A 17,832-nucleotide genomic window follows, 5' to 3' on the forward strand; every position below is an offset into this window, starting at 1 on the left:
GTATGATTAAAAAATACTTTCGGACTCTTTTTATCATTGTTATAGCAATAGTTCAGAATTTACAAGGTCAAGAAATTCAGATTTTCACTCTTGAAGATTTTGATTTGAAGGGGAATGTAAAATCATGCTTGGTAAGTACCGATTATGGAAAAGAGGAATACGATTTTAATAAAAAGGGATTTTTAACGAAATCAGTTACGAGATACAATGATAAAGATTATGACGCTGTATATTATAAATACAGTAATGATGAGCTTTTAGAAAAACGTTCAGAGTCATACAGAAATAATACGTTCGATGCCAGTACTTCTATTGCTCATTTTTATTCTATCGATTCTACCGATACAATGAAAATTCAAGAACGCATTTTTTCATATGATAAACAGTTCTTGGATGAATACATTTATGTGTATGATGAATTTGGTGATTTAATTAGTATAAGAAGAACCAACAATGATGGTACCGATGTAACAGAGATTGAACATAAGAAGTTTCAAGGGGAAAACACCGTTACTTATTTACTAAACGACGTACCTTTAAAATCAATTCGTACGTCTACTCAAAAGCCTAAAAATAGAGCTGAGCAAAGAATTGTATTGACCAAAGAATATGTAAAAGGGGAAGAAAACTTTGCCTTTGAAGAAGTATTTACTTTGGATGGAAGGTTAATGGCTCAGCAAGATTTCAAATATAATGTAGAAGCACAGAAATTTGAGCCAACTACGAGAACTAGTTATATCTATGATGATAAGGGCATGTTGGTTTCTGAAATAGCAAAAAGAGGTGCTGGTATTATAAAGAAAGAATACATCTATCAATATGATAAAAAAATAGAAGGCAACTGGATTAAACAGATTGTCACTCCTGATAACACATACACTACTAGAAAAATCACTTATTACCCAGCTGAAGCTAAAATTATAGAAGAATAAAACTAATTGTTATTAGTTTGCCATTCTTCTCTTAAAAGACCATAGCAACACGTATTTCTTTTAAAACCATTAAGTAAGTAAACATCTTTACGTAAAATACCTTCTAAAGTGCAACCTAATTTTTCAACTGCCTTTCTAGAGGCTAAATTTCGTTCATCTACACGGAATTCCACTTTTTCAAAATTCATCGTAGTAAAAGCATGTTCAAACATTAATTTTTTCATTTGAGTATTTAATCCCGAGCTTTGAAATTCACGTCCGATCCAAGTAGAACCAATATGCAAAACTTTGTTTTTTAAATTGATGTTCATAAAACGGGTACAACCTGCAAAAGCATTATACTCTCTGTCATAAACAATGAATGGTATGCTAGTGCCTGCTTTTTGTTGTTCTAATGCGGTTACTACATAGTTTTTTAAACTTTCAGCTGATGCAATATCTGAAGGTGAATATTGTACTAAATTCTCTTGAGATGCAACGGAAATAAGCTTTTCAAAATTGTCTATGGTTAGCGGACTCAATATAACCCTTTCATTTTCTAAAGTTGGTGCACTGTTCATTCTGTCAATTGATTTATAATTTCCTTTTTAACCTCGTGTCCGCCATCAAAAGTGATGTATTGTACGTTGTCACCAAAAAGGATTTTTAGTTTACTGTTTTCTTCTTTTAATTTTTCTGGGTTAAGGTATTGATCTTTTTTTCCTATTACCGAAATAATCTCAGTATCACTTGTTAAATGGGTAAAATCTGATTTTTTTAATTCCGTAGGTATTCCTCCGGCATAAATAATCAGTTTAGAGCACGTCAGTTTAGAATACGACAAATACCGTAACGCTATTGAAATGCCTTGCGAAAATCCGAAGAAAATAATTTTACAATTAGCGGGTAATTTTTCATTTGCTATAACAGCATCTAAATAATTGTACAGGTTAGCTGTTTCAAGTGCAGTGTTTTCTTTTGTCAACCAACTAGCGCCTACATGTTTATATTCATTTTTTAAATAGTATTTAGAAGGAGCCTGTGGGGCAATAATGTAATTTTCATTCTTAGGTAACTCGTTGAAATATTTAAGAAAGAATCGACTTAAGAAACCTATGCCATGAAAAACAATCCAAACTTTGGTTGTTTGGCTAGTTAATTCATTTAAAGTTTCATAGGTATTGGTAGTTTTATACGTAACATTTTTTATTTGGTTTTCCATAAAGAATACAATTCATTCAACCTTTTCTGTTGGTAATGTAATGCTTAATTTTACAAAAAAAAGAATGAACGACTACAAAGAAAAAATTCTGAAGATTTGTAACGAAACTTCTAAGAATACCTTAATGGAGACCTTAGATATTGAATACATTGATGTAGGTGAAAATTTTTTATTAGCTAAAATGCCGGTGACACCTAAAGTACATCAGCCAGACGGAGTTTTGCATGGTGGTGCAACAGCTGCATTGGCAGAAAGTGTTGGCAGTGCTGCATCTTATGTTTTTTTAGATGGTAATAAGTTTTTCGTTCGAGGTATAGAAATCTCTGCAAATCATGTGAAAAGTATAAAAGAAGGTTTTGTTTATGCTAAAGCGACCATCTTACACAAAGGTAGAACTACTCAGTTATGGGAAATTAGGGTTACTAACGTAGATGATCAGCTAATATCTCTTTGTAAACTAACCACAATAACATTACCTAAAGGATAATATGGTGCAAGAACTTTTTGAGCGAGCTGAAAATTGCTTAAAGGAGCAGTTACCGTTTGTCCTATATAGCAAACCTAATGATATTGAATTGATCGGAGTTTTTCAAAACAATGATGCCGTTCATAAGGTTAAAGATTTCACTGAAACCGGATTCGTTTTTGCTCCGTTTGATTTGAGTTCAAATGCTATAGTATTGAAAATGGATGCTGTAGAAAAAGTTCAATTAAATAGGTCTCATGAGTCTGTACCTATTGAGAATAATTCACTAAAAAACAATTCAGAAGAGAAATCGAGATATACTAAATTGATATCGAATGCTATTGATAAAATCCATAAAGGTGAATTTAATAAAGTAGTTTTATCGAGAAAAATTGAAGTTGATTGCAAAGATGATTACTTTGATATTTATCTACGAATTCTTAACGAATATAAAAATGCATTCTGTTATTTTTGGCACCACCCCAAAATAGGAACTTGGATGGGGGCTACGCCAGAAATTTTGGTAAAAAGTAACGGTTCGCAATTTACGACAATGTCTTTGGCTGGTACTCAGAATTCTATTGGTGACGCTATGCCACAATGGTCTGATAAAGAATTAAATGAGCAGCAACTAGTAACCGATTATATTTATCATACTTTAAAAGATAAGGTAATATCTCTCAATAGTTCTGAGCGAGAATCGGTAAAGGCAGGTCAGCTTTGGCATCTTCGAACAGAAATGAGAGGTACTTTTGCCCCGAATAAATTTGGTGCTGTTTTAAAAGCGCTTCATCCAACGCCTGCAGTATGTGGGAGTCCGTTAAAAAAAGCTAAAAAGTTTATTTTAGAAAACGAATTGTATAAGCGGACTTTTTATACGGGATTTCTTGGTGAGCTGAATATGAAATCAGAGCTATCTAGAAATAAGAATCGTAAAAATCAAGAGAATAGTGCGTACCGAAGTGTACTGAAAACTTCTGAACTTTTTGTAAATCTGCGCTGTATGCAATTATTTAAAGATAAAGCCGAAATATATGTTGGTGGCGGAATTACCGCTGACTCTATTCCTGAAAAGGAATGGGAAGAAACTGCTTTAAAAAGCAAGACTATGTTTCGCATTCTGAACAGTAAATAGACGCTTAACTTTTGGGTAATAACCCGCTTTGGTCGTATTTTTGAACTACATGAAATACTCCGCTATACCTACCGCACAATCTATTGTTCAACATTGCCAAGCAAAGAATATTTCCAATATTATAATTTCGCCTGGTTCTAGAAATGCGCCTCTTACTATAGCTTTTGCAGAGAATCCGTTTTTTAAATGCTACAGTATAGTCGACGAGCGTTGTGCCGCATTTTTTGCATTGGGCTTAGCGCAACAGTTGCAAGAGCCTGTGGTTGTTTTATGTACCTCTGGTAGTGCACTTTTAAACTATTATCCGGCGGTAGCAGAAGCTTATTTCAGTAATATTCCGATAATAGTTATTTCTGCTGACAGACCTGTTTATAAATTAGGAATAGGAGATGGGCAAACCATTAATCAGCAGAATGTCTTTGAAAATCATATTAGATATTCTGCCAACCTGAGACAAGATGTTAGCCACGCTACAGATAAGGTAATGCATTATAAACCAGAATGGATCGATGGTAAAGCAGTCAATGATGTTCAGCATGAAGTGCAAAATTATAATGATGAAGAATTAAACCGTGCTTTTGAAATTGCCTTTACTACTAACTGTCCGGTTCATATAAATGCACCTTTTGAAGAGCCTTTATATAATACACTCGAAGAACCTTCGGTATGGTCAGAAATTAGTGCTATACCTAATGAGGTAGTTAATGTTGTTGACTTAGAGAAGCACAGAAATATTTGGAATTCATCTATTCGTAAAATGATATTGGTAGGGGTGAATACATCTAATGCTATTAAAGATATTGTTTTAGAAAAGTTAGCTAATGATCCTAGCGTTATGGTGTTAACAGAAACTACATCTAACATTCACCATCCTAATTTTTTCAATAGTATAGATTCTCTAGTTGCACCCATTGAAATGCATGCGGATACTAAATTGGAATTTGAAAAACTGAAGCCAGAGGTATTGATCACTTTTGGCGGGCTCATAGTTTCTAAAAAAGTAAAAGCATTTCTAAGAAATTACACACCCAAACATCATTGGCATATTGGAGGTCAATTTGCAAACGATACTTTTTTCTGTTTAGAGGAACATATTAAAATTTCGGTCAATGATTTTTTTAGTGAAATGTATGCAGAAAACCTTCATTTAAAAAGTGATTATTTTTCTGAATGGAATTTAGTTAAAGAGCAATATGAGCTAAAAAGAGAAGACTATTTAAAAGAGATTCCGTTTTCAGATTTTTTAGCATTCAATCATATTTTAGAAACTGTACCTAATTATTATATGTTACAGCTAGCAAACAGTTCTACAATTAGATATACACAGTTATTTAATGTTAACCCTACGCTAAAAGTATTCTGTAATAGAGGTACTAGTGGCATTGATGGTAGCACGTCTACAGCTATTGGGGCATCTTTGGCAAGCAGTTCTCCCACATTATTTATTACGGGTGACCTAAGTTTTTTCTATGATAGCAATGCCTTGTGGAATAATTATATAAAAAGTGATTTTAGAATTATAGTCATCAATAATAATGGAGGTGGTATTTTTAGAATATTACCGGGCAAAGAGAATTCAGAGGTGTTTGAAACGTATTTTGAGACACGACATTCATTGTCAGCAGAGCATCTTTGTGCTATGTATGGTTTCAATTATAGAACGGCAAAATCATCCGAAGAACTGGAAGAGGAATTAAGTACGTTTTTCAATAAAACTGGTCGTCCCCAATTACTGGAAATTAGTACCCCTACATTAAAAAACGATAAAATTTTGATTGATTATTTTCGTTTCATATCTTAGTGGGGTAATAACCATTAATTATAACACATTTAACATGAGTAAAAGAGACGATTTAATTGAAAAGTATGCTGCAGACATCAAAGATAAATTTGGTGAAGATGCAGATATGGACTTGCTTAAGAAAGTGACTGTTGGTCTAGGACCATCTATTTACAACATAGATGCTTCTAAAGTATCTGGTAGTGATCAAAAAGAATTGGATACTGTAAAGAACAATTATTTGATCAAAAAGTTAGGTCTTCCTGATAATGCTAAATTAGATGAAGCACTTGCAACTGTTATGGACAAATACGGTTCTTCTAACAGAAATAAGCATAGAGCAGTAATTTATTACAAGCTTTGTCAGCATTTTAATAAAGCATCTGTTTACGATAAATAGTCAGATGTCAAATAAGTTAAAGACCGTTACCATTTTTGGTTACGGTCTTTTTTTTTACGTTAAGATTTTAAATATTTAAAATGTAATTTTGCAACATGATAGAATTAGGACGTAAAAACAATCTAGAAATTTTAAGAGACACTAGTGTGGGTCTTTTTTTAGGTGATGAAGAAGGAAATGATGTTTTGTTACCAAATAAATATGTGCCCACCAATTATGAAATTGGTGAGAAAATAACAGTTTTCTGTTATTTAGATTACGATGAGAGACCTGTGGCAACTACGCTAGAGCCAGATATAATGCTTGGGGAATTCAGGTTGTTGCAAGTTGCTGAAGTCAACGAATTTGGTGCTTTTATGCAATGGGGTCTTGAAAAACACCTATTAGTACCATTTCGTGAGCAACGTGTAAAAATGAAAGAAGGGCAGTGGTACGTAGTACACTGTTATTTAGACGAACGTTCTGGTAGATTGGTTGCTTCTAATAAATTAGATAAGTTCTTGAGCAACGATACCGTTAATCTTAAAGAATGGGAACAAGTTGATCTTGTAGTTACCAGGCAAACCGATTTAGGTTGGGAGGTAATTGTAAACGAAATGCATAAAGGGCTAGTGTATTTTAATGAAGTTTTTAAACCAATTAATATTGGCGATGTTATACCAGGTTGCATTAAGACCATAAGAAAAGATAATAAATTAGATATTTCATTACAGCCATTAGGTGCGAAGGTTTTAGAACCTGCTGCTAAGAAAATTTATGAAGTATTAGTTGAAAGTGGTGGTTTTTTAGGTTTGCATGATAAATCTGCACCAGAAGAAATTAGAGATGTTTTTCAAATGAGCAAGAAAACATTTAAAAAAGGTTTAGGTACTTTATATAAAGAAAGGAAAATCAATATTGAATCTGACGGTATTAGTTTATTAGATGACTAATAATGAAGTGTAAGAAAAATCTTTAATATTTGATTTGCAGTAGAATATATTAAATAAGTGATGAGTTTATTGTAATAAGTTACATTTAATTTTATTTTTGTATCAATTAAAAAGTTATTAACAATTTTTAACTTACTTTTAGGTTTTAAGCGTAAAAATTACCCCTGTATATGCCCTTTATAGAAGAAAGCGATTTATTAGAATTACATAAGGACGTCGATAAAGCACAAATTATCAATGAGCGTTTATTGGATCAAATAAAGTTTAAGAATAAAGAACTTAAAAAGAGTAAAATTCAGCGAAATATATTCGCGGGAATCACAGGTCTATTTTTAATTGGCGGTTTAGCATTTACTTCATTTACAGCGGGAATATCTAGCTCAGGAGGTTTTAATAGAAATCCAACTAACGAATTGCTTTTGTCTTCTATGGATAGTACAGATGCTATTCGATCTCGATTAGAAAGTTTGAAAGAGCAAAACGAAGAACTTAGCCTTGTAAAAGAATTCTATTTAGCTAAAGAGTTTTTGCAGAAAGAAAAAATATATTCTGTGCAGGTAAAATCGTTTGTGGATAATAATGTCACTTTGGCATCTGAAGCTTTAACAAATACACTTTTCGTTAAAACCAATCCGTTTTACTCATATTCATTGGGTAATTTTGAGACTTTAGAAGAAGCGCAATCTTTTAGAAAACAATTAGTAGATATCGGTTTTGGCGATGCTTTTGTAGCTTCATATCAAGACGGTAAAAGAATTCAAATAGAAGACCCTTATTAGTGATAAAAGTTAAAGCTTGGCTCAACGCAGCAAGACTTAGAACGCTTCCCTTATCAATTTCTGGTATTCTCGTTGGTACGGCTATTGCTGCATACTATGGCGAAACAAATACCTATATTTTTGTATTAGCCTTACTTACAACTATAGGTTTACAAGTTACCTCAAACTTTGCCAACGACTATGGGGACGGAGTAAAAGGTACCGATAACGATACTAGGGTTGGACCAAAACGAGCTTTACAAAGCGGTCTGTTGACTGCCCCGCAATTGAAGGTGGGTATCTATGTTAGTATTATTATTAATGCTATACTTATTGTTTTATTAATTATAGCATCCTTTGGATTAAAAGATATTTTTTACCCAACTTTCTTTTTGATTTTAGGTGCTTTTGCCATATGGGCTGCCATAAAGTACACCGTTGGTAAATCAGCTTATGGCTACAACGGACTTGGAGATATTTATGTTTTTATTTTTTTCGGATTAGTCAGTGTTTTGGGGTCCATGTTCTTGTACCTTAAAGCTATCTCTTTAATGGCTATTTTACCGGCTATATCAATAGGTCTTTTAAGTGTAGGTGTCTTAAACCTTAATAATATGAGAGATATAAAATCTGATGCCGCAGTTGGTAAGAATACCATGGTTGTAAAGATGGGCATGTCAAAGGCGAAAAAATACCACTACAGCTTGGTGATTATATCAATTTTATGCTTGTTTTTCTTTTTACTTACAACAAATGCATCGCCGTTACGTTATGTATGTCTTATTGGCTACGTGCCGATAGTAATACACATGAAAAAAGTAGCTGCAACGAGTAATGAAGCAGAACTAGATCCAGAGCTTAAAAAATTAGCTTTAAGTACTTTTTTTATCGCACTGTTGTTTTTTATTAGTTATTATTATTTTTTGTAATTTTGAGTATAACCCACAAACCATTTTAAGCCTTGGAACAACCCATTAAAATTCTTATTGTTGAGGATAATGTCATCATTGCAGATGATATGCAATCTATGCTAGAGGAAATAGGATATGAAATAGTTGATAACGTAATTGTTTACGAGCAGGCTGTTGAAGTGTTAAAAACCCAACAAGTCGATTTAGTTCTTATCGACATCATTTTAGCTTCAGATAAAACAGGTATAGACTTGGGTAAACACATTAGAGAAAATTACGATATTCCTTTTATTTTCGTGACCTCTAACTCTGATCGTGCAACGGTAGAAAATGCCAAAACTGTAAAACCAAATGGTTATTTAGTTAAGCCTTTCGAGCAACAGGATCTTTACACATCAATTGAAATTGCATTGTCTAATTTTATTTATGGTAAGCAGACTGCTGCCAATAATAGTGCAGTAAATGATACTAGCACAGAAGATGTTGCAATGTCAAATTCAATATTGAAAGACTCTATTTTTGTTAAAAAACAGCATCTTTATTATAGAATTCAATTTGGAGATATCCAATTTATAAAAGCTGACAACGTTTATCTAGAAGTAAATACGGTCGATAAAAAGTTTTTGGTACGTTCGCCTTTAAAAGATTATTTAGAGAAGTTACCACAAAATAAATTCTATAGAGCACATAAGTCTTATATTGTAAATGTGGATCATATTGATGCTATTAATTCAAAGGATATTATGATCAATAATACATTGATACCTATCTCTAAAGATTTTAAAGAGTTTATTATCTCGGCTATGAATTCATAGGCTTGATCAACTAAATATTAAAACACCTTTAAAGGTGTTTTTTTTGATATTATTTCAGATAAAAGGTATTTTTTCATCGTTAAAAGGTATATTTTTGTCGATGAAATGCATTTTTCTTTCTTTGTTTCTCGTTTCACAACAACTATTGCAGGTTACACAACAAATAATACTCAAGCCTATTGCTTATGTATAATTTTGAGGTAGTAGAAATTGTATGTTTTTTAACTAGAATTTGTTTTAATAAAAAAAAGCTGCAATTTTTTATTTTTATTGAAAAAGTACGTAGAACACGCTTTTTGGGTTTATGGTTATTTGACAATCATGTAATGGTAGCTCACAACAAAAATTTAGTAGAATCAGCTATTAGTTTTAAGTTTGATTCAGCTTTTATTGAGATATGAAAAAACAAGTTATTTTGAGATTAGTATACACTTTACTGTTTAGTGCAATTACGTGCCTAGTTTTTGCGCAAGATAGTGTGGCAACTCAGAATGAAGATTACTACAAGCAATTTCAAGATTTAGAGAACGGCGAGTTACGTTCGTTCTTCTTTTTTAATACCCCCAACCGTTACAATCAGAATTCGCCATACGATTGGTTAGATACCGTAAAGGTGTACTTAAATAGTTCTGAGAAGACTAAAGATTCAACTTCTATTCGCAATTATCAACTCATAGAATCTCAAATTTATTATGATTTGGGTAACTATGAGAAAAGCTTGGCTATTGCAAGACCTTTGTATGAGAATATAACAAGTTTAGATGTAGAATCTAAACAAAATATTCTAAACATACTAGATACTAATTACGCAATGCTTGAATTATATGATAAGCAAATAGAGATTAGAAGGGTCAAGCGAGAATTAGGATTTACCGACAATGTTGCTTTTTATGATATATATGCCAGCCTAGGTCAGTATAGAAAGGCAATGCGCGATTACATGACCGAAGAGAAAAGAGACCTTAAAGATGATGATTATTATGGTCAAGCTATATATAATAACACTATTGGTAATTATTTAAGGTTAGACAAATCGACACCAACAGCACTTAGTTATTTTAAGAAAGCAGAAGGACTTATAAAAGTGTTTTTAAGTGATGTAACCAATCAACATTCTGATAAGGAAATTGCCGATGGCAGAATTTTAAACGGATTGATTATTGGTAATATTGGTAAATGTCATGTGCAATTAGGAGAGTACGAAAAGGCGATTCCGTTCTTAGAAGAGAGTAGAGAGATTATTAAGAAATATAATAAAAGTAAGTTTTCTTCTGATATTATTGAAAATACACTTGCGTTAGCCGAGTGTTATTTAAAATTAGAAAATTACTCTAAAGCAACAGATTATTTAAGTGATGATCTAAATCCTATTAAATCTGATAATATTTTAAAACGCAATAGAATTTATGCAGATTACTATTTTAAAACCGGCGATTTTGAAAATTCTACTGTCTATTTAAAGAAGAATATAAAAATAAGAGACTCCATAGATGCTTTGGCATCTAATATTAAAAATCAACAATTAACTTCTGTTGTTGCTCAAGATTTAGAGAATTCTAGAAAAATACAGGAGCAACAAAAAAATCAGTTAGAAGAATCTAGAAAAGATATTAAGGCAAGAGATGATAAAATTAGTTTGGTATTTGTATCCTTAATATTCACACTTATTGGTTTTGCTGGTTTGGTCTATGCTTATTTAAAAAGTATTAAAAATCAACGCTTAATCGCAGAACAAAAATTTATAATTGAGAATGCCTTGGTAGAAAAAGATTCTCTACTTAAAGAAATTCACCATAGGGTTAAGAATAATCTTCAAATGGTTTCTAGTTTGTTAAGTCTACAAACTAAGAATACGAGAAGTAAAGCTGCTATTGAAGCATTAGAAGAAGGTAAGAGTAGGGTTAAAGCGATGGCGTTAATACATCAGAAATTGTATCAAAACGACGATTTATCTGTTATTGAAATGCAGGGTTATATTGAAAGTTTAATTAATAGTATTCAGTCTGTTTATAAAAAAGGAGGTCATAATATTAATATAACCATCGATGCAGAAGGCGTTGAACTTGATATTGATCGAGCAATTCCATTCGGACTTATATTAAACGAGTTGGTTTCCAATTCATTTAAATATGCGTTTCCAAATGATGACAGCGACGGTAAAATATATATTCACTTAAGAAAATTGTTAGGTCAAGAGGGCTTTTTTGAATATACCGATAATGGTATCGGTTTGCCAGAAGATTCTGAAGAACGAGCGAATTCTTCAATGGGTATTCGTTTAATGAACAGATTGGCAAATCAGCTTCAAACTTCTTTAAATACAGATAAGACTACTGAAGGTGTGCGTTTTTGGTTTAATTTTAAATAAATTATCTCACCTTGCTTTTTAAAACAACTTTATGCAACAGTTTTGGGAAGAATCTTTTTAGATAAATTCCGAATTTCTCTTTTCCGCCGACATAGGTTTCGAATTTTTTCTTTTTGATTGCAGAGATAATCTCTTTTGCACAATCGCTAACAGGCATTCCGTTTTCTGTAGCATTATCTTCTTTTTGTAAAGCAGACCCATCACCGGTTAATGCATTTTTGGCAACGTTGGTTTGTATGAATCCTGGGCAAATAATCGATACGTTGACATTGTCTTTCTCATGTTCCATACGTAAAGCGTCAAAAAAGCCATGTAGCGCATGTTTTGCGCCACAGTAACCGGAACGATACGGAGAAGAAAATTTACCCATTAAACTGGTGACAGTAACGAAATGACCACCTTTTTGAGCTATGAAATAGGGTAATAGATGTTTTGTTAGTTTAATAGTACCCAGATAATTAACATCTATCATTTGTTGATACACTTCAAATTTAGTGTCAATGATAAGTGAACGTTGACTTAGTCCGCCATTATTAATCAAAATATCAATTTTACCGTAGATTGAAATAGCCGTTTCGGTGATGTTTTCTAATGAATCGAATGCGATTAAATCTAAAGGAAGTATTGCTGCATTTTCAGGAAATTTACATTTACCTTTTACTTCTAAAAGAACATCCGCTCTTCTTGCAGACAGTATAATTTTAGCCCCAAGTTCGTTTAACTGATATGCCAACGCTTCTCCAATTCCAGATGATGCACCTGTTACCCAAATCACCTTATTTTCTATACTAGTCATTCCGTCGTATTTAAACTCAAAATATAGTTAAATTTGTGCGATATTATGAAGGCAACATTTAAAAAGTATCTCCTAAATTTTAAAAACCCTAGCGGAACTTCTAGAGGAATTCTTCGAACCAAAGAAACTTGGTTTCTCTTTTTAGAAGAAAAAGGAAAATGGGGTGTTGGTGAATGCGGACTTTTTAGAGGTCTTAGTTTTGATGATGCTCCTGAATATGAAGATAAATGTGCTTGGGTTGCACAAAACATTAAACTGGGAGAAGCGGAATTACTGAAGCAATTACAGAATTTTCCCAGTATTCAATTCGGGGTAGAGCAGGCATATATGTCGTTACGTTCTAAAAATCCTTTTCATCTTTTTGAATCTAGTTTTTTAAATGACCAAAAACCAATATCTATTAACGGATTGGTTTGGATGGGTGATAAGGAGTTTATGTATCGGCAAATAGAAGAGAAGCTAAAGGATGGTTTTTCTTGCATAAAAATGAAAATTGGAGCAATTGATTTTGATACTGAAATAGCATTGCTAAAATCTATTAGAGAGCGTTATTCAAAAGAAGATATCGAATTACGTGTAGATGCTAACGGAGCATTTTCTCCACAAGAAGCTTTGTCTAAATTAGAAACATTATCGAAACTCGATTTACACTCTATAGAACAGCCAATTAAACAAGGGCAAGCTGAAGAAATGCAAAGGCTTTGTAGAACTACACCGCTGCCTATTGCTTTAGATGAAGAATTAATTGGCATCACAGATGTAACAAAAAAGGCAGCATTACTACTAACCATACAACCACAATATATAATTCTAAAACCTAGTTTGGTTGGCGGTTTTGCAGGAAGTAGTGAGTGGATTTCTATTGCAGAAAAAAATAATATAGGGTGGTGGGTAACGAGTGCATTAGAAAGTAATATTGGTCTAAATGCCATTGCACAGTGGACGGCAACCCTTAATAATAAAATGCCACAAGGCTTAGGTACCGGATCTCTTTTTACGAATAATATTGAGAGTCCGTTAGAGGTTGATAATGGAGGTTTGTTTTATAGCAGCTCTGAAAAATGGAATACAAATTTAATTGAAAGTATATGTATATAGAACAGGGGTATAAAGGTGATATTGGATTATGGAAATACTTAATTATACCGGGGTCCTTTATCGGGTTGATGATTGTAAATTATATAGCAATTTTATATTCTCCCGTTAGTGTAGAGGATAGTATGGCTCAAATGGTAGACACCTTAGGCTCAAATTTAGTTTTAATATTATTGTTGGCTCCACTTGCAGTAGGACTCTTTATGGTACTTGGATGGACAAAATTAGTGCATTCTCAAAGCATTACTAGTTTAACAACATCCAGAAAAAAAATAGATTGGAAAAGAGTTTTTTTTGCTTTTGGTATTTGGGGACTGATAACAATAGTTTTAACTTTCGTAGGTATTTATTTATCTCCAGAAGATTACCAATTTAATTTCAAGTTGATGCCATTTTTAAGTTTGGCTTTAATTGGAATAATCCTAATTCCTTTACAAACTAGCTTTGAGGAGTATTTGTTTAGAGGTTATATGATGCAAGGGTTGGGTATTGCTGCAAAAAATAGATGGATACCCCTAGTTGTTACTTCTGTGTTATTTGGATTGATGCATTTAGGGAATCCTGAAGTAGAAAAACTTGGTTTTGGTATAATGATATACTATATAGGCACTGGTTTTTTTCTTGGTATTATAACCTTAATGGATGAAGGTTTAGAGCTTGCTTTGGGTTTTCATGCTGCTAATAATTTAATAGGTGCGTTATTGTTAACTGCTGATTGGACTGCTTTTCAAACTGATTCGTTGTATAGGGATGTTTCTGATCCAATTTTGGGTTGGGATGTTTTGGTGCCAGTATTTATAGTTTTTCCAATTCTATTAATAATTTTCTCAAAAAAGTATGGCTGGACCAACTGGAAAGAAAAACTAACAGGAAAAGTGTTGTCTGAAGAAGAATTTTTGAAACTAGATAATTAGTACAATGTATAAAGCTTCTGTACACCAAAATTTTTCAATTCATGGTAGAGCTATTTCTTTTGATGATTTATCAGAGGTAAGCTATAGCTTAATTAAGGAAGGGGAAGAATTCGAAAAGCACATTGGTGAATTTCTTTTAGATTGGATAGATGCTTCACCCACAATTTCGGTACAGACCTCTGGTTCTACGGGTGCTCCAAAAACCATTGTTTTAAAGAAAGCACAGATGGAAAATAGCGCTTTGGCAACAGGTAGCTATTTTAATTTATTACCAAAATCTTCTGCTTTATTATGTTTGCCTGCTACTTATATTGCAGGTAAAATGATGTTGGTTAGGGCTATGGTTTTGGGGTTAGATATTCATTTTGTGGAACCTACTTCAAATCCGTTAGAAAATAGTAAAAGGTCTTTTGATTTTGGCGCAATGGTCCCCTTACAAGTTGCTAATTCATTGCCTAAGCTTTCATTGCTACATAAGTTGATTATTGGTGGTGCTCCTATTTCTACCTCATTACGAAAAGAAATAAAAAGTATTGCAAATGCTAGTTATGAAACCTATGGTATGACCGAGACCATAACGCATATTGCAGTTAAACCTTTGAATAATAGTGTAGCAGAAGATGCACCTTTTTCTATTTTACCAGACGTTGAGATATCTAAAGATGACAGAGGCTGTTTGGTAATTAATGCACCAAAGATTTCAGATGAAACTGTGGTTACTAATGATGTTATTGAATTGGTTTCGGAAACTGAGTTTAAGTGGTTAGGCAGATTTGATAATGTAATTAATTCTGGCGGAATTAAACTTAGTCCAGAGCAGATAGAGGCTAAACTATCGAATATTTTAGATCAAGCTTTTTTTATAACTTCTTTACCAGATGCAAAACTGGGCGAGCAATTAGTGCTGGTTATAGAAGGTACAGTGAATGAAAACGATGTGTTGAAGAAAGTTACTTCAAGTCCTCTTTTGTCTAAGTACGAAGTACCACGTCAAATTAAAACCATTCCGGTATTCTTACGTACGGATAGTGGAAAGATTAAGCGGAAAGAAACCATGAGCTTATTGAAGTCGTAACTTCCCTCATTCTAAAGCACCCTTCACTCATTTTTCGTTTTTAAAAAGCTTCTTTCTTAATAGGTTTATTGCTCAAACTTTAAACTAATTATTATGAAAAATGCGACTTTCCTATTCTTTCTGTTCAGTAGTATGCTATTGTCTTCTCAGCAAGTTAAAATTAGTGGTACTGTTTCTGATCATGTAGGTGACCCTATGCCTGGTGTAAATGTTATGGAAAAAGGAACGACCAATGGTACACAAACAGATTTTGACGGACACTATGCTATAATAGTATCAGAAGGTGCTGAATTATCATTTTCATATATAGGTTGTAAGAATCTAACTGTAAAGATCAGGGAATCAGTAGTTGTTAATGTTTCACTTGAAGAAGATCTTCAAATATTAGAAGAGGTTGTGGTTTCTGGTTATAGTATTCAAAAGCGTCGTCATGTTACGGGCTCAGTTGCAATGGTTAATATGCAATCTCCTAAATCTAATATTAGTAGAGCCTTACAAGGTAAAGTAAGTGGTGTTCAAATTCGCGGAGTAGGTACCGTGGAAAATAAAAATGTTGGCACTAAAGTGAATAGTCCGCTATATATTGTAGATGGTGTTCCTATTGAAAAGCAATACAATTCAATTGTTCAAAGCCTTAAAAGTGAAGATATTGATAGTAGAAAAGAAATGAACACTACTGAAGCACAGAATTTATATGGTCAAAATGCTAAACACGGTTGTATTGTTATACATACGGTAAAAGGAAATTATGCAATTGAAGAAGATGAGAATTATGCGCAAATCACTGAAAATCAATTTCAGAATGTTGCCGTAAATCCGCTATCTACTTTCTCCATAGATGTCGACAAAGCGGCATATAGCAATATTAGAAGATTCATAAATAATGGGCGGAACATTCCTGTAGATGCTGTTAAAATTGAAGAAATGATTAATTACTTTGATTATGACTATCAACAACCAACAGACAAACATCCTTTTTCTGTAAACACCGAGGTAGCACAAACTCCTTGGAATCTAGATACCAAACTAGTGCGTATTGGTCTGCAGGGTAAAGAATACTTGAATGAAGAGTTACCGGTATCTAATCTTATTTTTCTTATAGATGTTTCAGGTTCTATGTCGGCAGGTAATAAATTACCGCTATTGAAATCCGCATTTAAACTTTTGGTAAATCAATTAAGAGAAAAAGATAGGGTTTCTATTGTAGTTTATGCAGGTGCAGCTGGTGTTGTGTTAGAACCTACATCTGGTAATAACAAAGAGAATATCATGAGTGCTCTAAATAACTTAGAGGCTTGCGGTTCTACAGCTGGTGGAGAAGGTATTCAATTGGCTTACAAATTAGCAGAGAAACATTTTAAAAAGAATGGTAACAATAGAGTGATATTGGCAACAGATGGTGATTTTAATGTTGGACTGTCTAGCGACAAAGACATGGAAGATTTGATTATTGAAAAACGCCAATCGGGCGTGTTTCTTTCGGTATTAGGTTTCGGAATGGGTAACTACATGGATTCTAAGTTGGAAACTTTGGCAGATAAAGGAAACGGAAATCATGGCTATATAGATACCATGCAAGAAGCTCAGAAGTTATTTGGTAAGGAGTTCGGTGGTACTTTATTTACCATTGCAAAAGATGTAAAGCTACAGGTAGAGTTTAATCCTGCAAAAGTAAAATCGTATCGACTAATTGGTTACGAAAATAGATTATTGGCAGATGAAGATTTTATTTATGATACCAAAGATGCAGGTGAGCTGGGCAGCGGACATAAGGTAACCGCTTTGTATGAGATAATAGGGACAGGAGTAACATCAGCATATGATAAAGAAATACCAGCATTAAAGTATACTAATACTTCTAGTAATACTGGGTTTTCTGATGAGTTGTTTACCGTGAAATTCAGATACAAAAAACCTGATGGTAATAAGAGTATAGAATTAGTACACGTTCACAATGCGAATACTCAAGAAATGTCAAAAGACTTTCAATTCACCGCAGCCGTTGCTTTATTCGGTCAGCAATTACGAAAGTCCGCATTTATAAATAAAACAACTTTTAATGATGTCATTGAATTGGCAGAGAACGGTAGGGGTCAAGATAAAAATGGATACAGAGCAGAATTTATTAGGTTAGTTAAAAACATGAATGAGAAATTGGTAACAGACAACTATTGATATTATTCAGATTGTAAAAGTCAATTGATTTTCGGGGAATAGTTTATTTCAAATGTGTGTTATTTTGTATTTTCAAGGC

Annotated in this window: 17 protein-coding genes; 14 read left to right on the plus strand and 3 right to left on the minus strand. The window is 33.0% G+C overall.

Features of this window, described 5'->3' with window-relative positions:
• Positions 1-2 precede the first annotated feature (2 nt).
• Complete coding sequence (locus CLV90_RS09355) at positions 3-932, plus strand: hypothetical protein (RefSeq protein WP_133687223.1); 930 nt, start codon at positions 3-5, stop codon at positions 930-932.
• A gap of 2 nt (positions 933-934) precedes the next feature.
• Here CLV90_RS09355 and CLV90_RS09360 read toward each other — a convergent pair whose 3' ends face one another.
• Positions 935-1,492, minus strand: coding sequence for a GNAT family N-acetyltransferase (locus tag CLV90_RS09360; RefSeq protein WP_133687224.1), 558 nt, complete (start codon positions 1,490-1,492; stop codon positions 935-937).
• A complete protein-coding gene (locus CLV90_RS09365; RefSeq protein ID WP_133687225.1) occupies positions 1,489-2,133 on the minus strand; it encodes an alpha/beta hydrolase in 645 nt (214 codons plus the stop codon). The genes CLV90_RS09360 and CLV90_RS09365 overlap by 4 nt, the downstream gene beginning before the upstream one ends.
• A gap of 64 nt (positions 2,134-2,197) precedes the next feature.
• Between CLV90_RS09365 and CLV90_RS09370 the strand changes: the two genes are divergently transcribed.
• From CLV90_RS09370 to CLV90_RS09410, 9 genes are all read left to right on the plus strand, one after another.
• Positions 2,198-2,620: a PaaI family thioesterase gene (locus tag CLV90_RS09370; protein ID WP_133687226.1), complete on the plus strand. Its 423-nt coding sequence runs from the start codon at positions 2,198-2,200 to the stop codon at positions 2,618-2,620.
• A gap of 1 nt (position 2,621) precedes the next feature.
• Entirely contained in the window at positions 2,622-3,734 is a 1,113-nt protein-coding gene (locus CLV90_RS09375; protein WP_133687227.1) for a chorismate-binding protein, read from the plus strand.
• A gap of 49 nt (positions 3,735-3,783) precedes the next feature.
• The gene (gene menD / locus CLV90_RS09380; RefSeq protein WP_133687228.1) at positions 3,784-5,535 is read left to right on the plus strand and encodes a 2-succinyl-5-enolpyruvyl-6-hydroxy-3-cyclohexene-1-carboxylic-acid synthase; all 1,752 of its coding nucleotides are present in this window, start codon (positions 3,784-3,786) and stop codon (positions 5,533-5,535) included.
• 34 nt (positions 5,536-5,569) lie between these two features.
• Entirely contained in the window at positions 5,570-5,914 is a 345-nt protein-coding gene (locus CLV90_RS09385) for a DUF2853 family protein (RefSeq protein WP_133687229.1), read from the plus strand.
• A gap of 95 nt (positions 5,915-6,009) precedes the next feature.
• Positions 6,010-6,846, plus strand: coding sequence for a CvfB family protein (locus CLV90_RS09390; RefSeq protein WP_133687230.1), 837 nt, complete (start codon positions 6,010-6,012; stop codon positions 6,844-6,846).
• Positions 6,847-7,016: 170 nt separating this feature from the next.
• Positions 7,017-7,625 (plus strand): SPOR domain-containing protein, encoded by a 609-nt coding sequence (locus tag CLV90_RS09395; protein WP_133687231.1) that lies wholly within the window; start codon positions 7,017-7,019, stop codon positions 7,623-7,625.
• Positions 7,625-8,533 (plus strand): 1,4-dihydroxy-2-naphthoate octaprenyltransferase, encoded by a 909-nt coding sequence (menA, locus tag CLV90_RS09400; protein ID WP_133687232.1) that lies wholly within the window; start codon positions 7,625-7,627, stop codon positions 8,531-8,533. Before CLV90_RS09395 ends, menA begins: the two co-directional genes overlap by 1 nt.
• Positions 8,534-8,565: 32 nt before the next feature.
• The gene (locus tag CLV90_RS09405) at positions 8,566-9,330 is read left to right on the plus strand and encodes a LytR/AlgR family response regulator transcription factor (protein WP_133687233.1); all 765 of its coding nucleotides are present in this window, start codon (positions 8,566-8,568) and stop codon (positions 9,328-9,330) included.
• Positions 9,331-9,745: 415 nt separating this feature from the next.
• On the plus strand, positions 9,746-11,698 hold the full coding sequence (locus CLV90_RS09410) for a histidine kinase dimerization/phosphoacceptor domain -containing protein (protein WP_243835337.1): 1,953 nt from the start codon (positions 9,746-9,748) through the stop codon (positions 11,696-11,698).
• Position 11,699: 1 nt separating this feature from the next.
• On the opposite strand, the gene CLV90_RS09415 is transcribed toward CLV90_RS09410, so the two are convergent.
• Positions 11,700-12,494 (minus strand): SDR family oxidoreductase, encoded by a 795-nt coding sequence (locus tag CLV90_RS09415; RefSeq protein ID WP_133687235.1) that lies wholly within the window; start codon positions 12,492-12,494, stop codon positions 11,700-11,702.
• Positions 12,495-12,539: 45 nt separating this feature from the next.
• Here CLV90_RS09415 and CLV90_RS09420 point away from each other — a divergent pair, with 45 nt between their 5' ends.
• The 4 genes from CLV90_RS09420 (at position 12,540) to CLV90_RS09435 (ending at position 17,753) form a co-directional block, all read left to right on the plus strand.
• Complete coding sequence (locus tag CLV90_RS09420) at positions 12,540-13,592, plus strand: o-succinylbenzoate synthase (protein ID WP_133687236.1); 1,053 nt, start codon at positions 12,540-12,542, stop codon at positions 13,590-13,592.
• The gene (locus CLV90_RS09425; RefSeq protein ID WP_133687237.1) at positions 13,583-14,503 is read left to right on the plus strand and encodes a CPBP family intramembrane glutamic endopeptidase; all 921 of its coding nucleotides are present in this window, start codon (positions 13,583-13,585) and stop codon (positions 14,501-14,503) included. The genes CLV90_RS09420 and CLV90_RS09425 overlap by 10 nt, the downstream gene beginning before the upstream one ends.
• 4 nt (positions 14,504-14,507) lie before the next feature.
• Positions 14,508-15,578 (plus strand): AMP-binding protein, encoded by a 1,071-nt coding sequence (locus CLV90_RS09430; protein WP_133687238.1) that lies wholly within the window; start codon positions 14,508-14,510, stop codon positions 15,576-15,578.
• 93 nt (positions 15,579-15,671) lie between these two features.
• Positions 15,672-17,753 carry a vWA domain-containing protein gene (locus CLV90_RS09435; protein ID WP_133687239.1) on the plus strand — a complete coding sequence of 694 codons (2,082 nt, stop codon included), beginning with the start codon at positions 15,672-15,674 and terminating at the stop codon, positions 17,751-17,753.
• Positions 17,754-17,832: the final 79 nt, after the last annotated feature.

The sequence above is a fragment of the Maribacter spongiicola genome (genome assembly GCF_004364165.1).
Lineage (GTDB): Bacteria > Bacteroidota > Bacteroidia > Flavobacteriales > Flavobacteriaceae > Maribacter > Maribacter spongiicola.

Bases quoted from the DNA above. Each gene is read 5' to 3' on its own strand.
- CLV90_RS09385 (WP_133687229.1), top strand. From the start codon at position 5,570: ATGAGTAAAAGAGACGATTTAATTGAAAAGTATGCTGCAGACATCAAA.
- CLV90_RS09360 (WP_133687224.1), bottom strand. From the start codon at position 1,492: ATGAACAGTGCACCAACTTTAGAAAATGAAAGGGTTATATTGAGTCCG.
- CLV90_RS09375 (WP_133687227.1), top strand. From the start codon at position 2,622: ATGGTGCAAGAACTTTTTGAGCGAGCTGAAAATTGCTTAAAGGAGCAG.
- CLV90_RS09425 (WP_133687237.1), top strand. From the start codon at position 13,583: ATGTATATAGAACAGGGGTATAAAGGTGATATTGGATTATGGAAATAC.
- CLV90_RS09370 (WP_133687226.1), top strand. From the start codon at position 2,198: ATGAACGACTACAAAGAAAAAATTCTGAAGATTTGTAACGAAACTTCT.
- CLV90_RS09355 (WP_133687223.1), top strand. From the start codon at position 3: ATGATTAAAAAATACTTTCGGACTCTTTTTATCATTGTTATAGCAATA.
- CLV90_RS09395 (WP_133687231.1), top strand. From the start codon at position 7,017: ATGCCCTTTATAGAAGAAAGCGATTTATTAGAATTACATAAGGACGTC.
- CLV90_RS09365 (WP_133687225.1), bottom strand. From the start codon at position 2,133: ATGGAAAACCAAATAAAAAATGTTACGTATAAAACTACCAATACCTAT.
- CLV90_RS09430 (WP_133687238.1), top strand. From the start codon at position 14,508: ATGTATAAAGCTTCTGTACACCAAAATTTTTCAATTCATGGTAGAGCT.
- CLV90_RS09415 (WP_133687235.1), bottom strand. From the start codon at position 12,494: ATGACTAGTATAGAAAATAAGGTGATTTGGGTAACAGGTGCATCATCT.
- menD (WP_133687228.1), top strand. From the start codon at position 3,784: ATGAAATACTCCGCTATACCTACCGCACAATCTATTGTTCAACATTGC.
- CLV90_RS09390 (WP_133687230.1), top strand. From the start codon at position 6,010: ATGATAGAATTAGGACGTAAAAACAATCTAGAAATTTTAAGAGACACT.
- CLV90_RS09420 (WP_133687236.1), top strand. From the start codon at position 12,540: ATGAAGGCAACATTTAAAAAGTATCTCCTAAATTTTAAAAACCCTAGC.
- CLV90_RS09435 (WP_133687239.1), top strand. From the start codon at position 15,672: ATGAAAAATGCGACTTTCCTATTCTTTCTGTTCAGTAGTATGCTATTG.